A 1,991-nucleotide genomic window follows, 5' to 3' on the forward strand; every position below is an offset into this window, starting at 1 on the left:
TCCACTCGCGCGGCAGATACAGCTGCCAGTCCAGCGGGCAGGACGCGGTGTCGGTCGCGGCGTGGACACTGACCGCAACCTGGCAGTTCGCCCGCTTGCCCAGTGCTCCGCAGTACTGGCGGGCCACCCCCACCGACACGGTGCCGCACTTGGGAAACGACACATCGTCGACCACCCACACCTCGGGCCGGACCGTCTCGCACAGCCGCTCGGCGATCCGCCGCCGCACCGGCAGCGGATCCCACGGCGACTGGTTCACGAACTGCTGCAGGGCCTGCATGTTCCCGTCCGGCAGCCGCTCGGCCATCGGCTGGATCGACTTGCGCCGGCCCTCCAGCATCAGACCCCGCAGATAACACTCACCCCACCGCCGCTGATCCCGGCGCGGCACCGAGGCGAACACATCGGCAACGAACTCCGATAACTCACCCCGGAGCCGTTCCACCTCCCCCAGCCTCATACCGGAAAAGATGCCCACCACCAGACGAGATCACCCGACGTAACGAAGCACTACTAGTAGTACTTCGTTAGGCTCTGGCCCGTCTGTGGCGGCCTCGTCGGGTGGGTAGCGGTCGTCCGCAGGGGGTGCAGGTGCCGGTCCAGCACCTCAGCAGGTCCTGGAGGAGATCGAGGACCTGGCCAGCATGTTGTGGAACGGTCCACCCGTCAGCTCAATCGATGACCGGGCTGCAGCGTTCGACGAAACCCTGGTCTTCCACCGAACCTTTGGCCCGGGATTGCGGCCACCGGAGACGCCGCCGCTCCACTACTCGGTGATACCGTGTAAGCGGTACTCAGTAGCACGTAGTACTGGTCAGGCTGAGGAGCACCCGCGATGGACGATCTGACAGAGATGTTGAAGGGCACGCTCGAAGGGTGCGTGCTCGAAATCATCAGCAACGAGGAAACCTACGGGTACGCCATCACCCGTCAGCTGAACGAGCTCGGCTTCACCGACGTCATCGAGGGCACGGTGTACACCATCTTGCTGCGGCTGGAGAGGAACGGGCTCGTCCAGGTGACGAAACGACCATCCGGGGTCGGTCCGCCGCGCAAGTTCTACGCGCTCAACGACGCCGGGCGCGAGGAACTCGCGAAGTTCTGGGCGAAATGGCACTACCTCTCATCACGGATCGACAACCTCAAGGAGGGTGGGAGATGAACCTCTGGGAGAAGGTCACAGGCAGCGATCTCACCAGGGAATGGATGGCGTTCGAAGTCCGGGTCGAGGCCCTGCCGGACGACTACCGGGCGGCGTGGGGACAGATCGTCGCCCACCTCTTCCCCTACGGGGACTTCACCGGCCGCAACCTGACACCGATCCTCGACTCCGCCCTGGGGCTGCTCGAAGTGTCGGCGGCGGACGGGCAGAGCGTCCACGAGGTGCTCGGCGACGACGTCCGGGGCTTCTGCACGGCGCTGGCCGGCGGAGCAGGGGCCCGGACTTATCGCGACCGGTGGCGCGAGCAGTTGAACAGGAACGTCGCGAGGAAATTGAGCCGACTGGGAGGCTGACGTGAGCATCCAGGACATCATCGAAGGCAAGAAACAGTGGCGGGCTCACATGACCCGGGTCAAGGCACTCCCGCCGGACTACCGGATCGTCTACAAGGAGATGCAGAAGTACCTGTTCAAGGTCGGCCCGATCAGCCTGCCCGACGGACCCCTCCTCCCAGCAATCGTCGACTTCTTCGAGGAGGGCGTCGCCGAGGGCAAGGGAGTTCTGGAACTCATCGGCTCCGACGTCGCCGCGTTCTGCGACGACCTGATCAAGGACTCTCCGACCTACGCGGATGCCTACCAGGAATCGCTTGGCGGGGAACCCGGCGCGGCCAGGTAAAGCTCCGCCTGCAGGTTGCCCTCTAGTAGTACTTCGTTAGGTTCTGGCCTGTCTGTGGCGGTCTCGTCGGGTGGGTAGCGGTCGTCCGCAGGTGGTGCAGGTGCCGGTCCAGCACCTCAGCTGGTCCTGGAGGAGATCGAGGACCTGGTAG

The 1,991-nt window shown here is 64.8% G+C and carries 4 protein-coding genes; 3 read left to right on the top strand and 1 reads right to left on the bottom strand.

Going from position 1 to position 1,991, the window contains the following annotated elements:
* Nucleotides 1-460, bottom strand: a 460-nt coding sequence (locus CCN42_RS34130) for an IS701 family transposase (RefSeq protein WP_143662116.1), incomplete at its 3' end; no start/stop codon positions are given.
* Nucleotides 461-835: 375 nt separating this feature from the next.
* On the opposite strand from CCN42_RS34130, the gene CCN42_RS34135 reads away from it, so the two are divergent.
* From CCN42_RS34135 to CCN42_RS34145, 3 genes are read left to right on the top strand one after another with little or no spacing between them, the layout of a single operon-like run.
* Nucleotides 836-1,162, top strand: coding sequence for a PadR family transcriptional regulator (locus tag CCN42_RS34135; RefSeq protein ID WP_086741303.1), 327 nt, complete (start codon nucleotides 836-838; stop codon nucleotides 1,160-1,162).
* Nucleotides 1,159-1,515 carry a DUF1048 domain-containing protein gene (locus tag CCN42_RS34140; protein ID WP_086741304.1) on the top strand — a complete coding sequence of 119 codons (357 nt, stop codon included), beginning with the start codon at nucleotides 1,159-1,161 and terminating at the stop codon, nucleotides 1,513-1,515. The genes CCN42_RS34135 and CCN42_RS34140 overlap by 4 nt, the downstream gene beginning before the upstream one ends.
* A 1-nt stretch (nucleotide 1,516) precedes the next feature.
* Nucleotides 1,517-1,840: a DUF1048 domain-containing protein gene (locus tag CCN42_RS34145; protein ID WP_086741305.1), complete on the top strand. Its 324-nt coding sequence runs from the start codon at nucleotides 1,517-1,519 to the stop codon at nucleotides 1,838-1,840.
* The last annotated feature ends 151 nt before the right edge of the window (nucleotides 1,841-1,991 follow it).

This window comes from Streptomyces glaucescens (assembly GCF_002154375.1).
Taxonomy (GTDB): Bacteria; Actinomycetota; Actinomycetes; order Streptomycetales; family Streptomycetaceae; genus Streptomyces; species Streptomyces glaucescens.

What these genes read in the sequence shown, in the direction of transcription:
- CCN42_RS34135 (WP_086741303.1), top strand. Translation starts at nt 836, where the DNA reads ATGGACGATCTGACAGAGATGTTGAAGGGCACGCTCGAAGGGTGCGTG.
- CCN42_RS34140 (WP_086741304.1), top strand. Translation starts at nt 1,159, where the DNA reads ATGAACCTCTGGGAGAAGGTCACAGGCAGCGATCTCACCAGGGAATGG.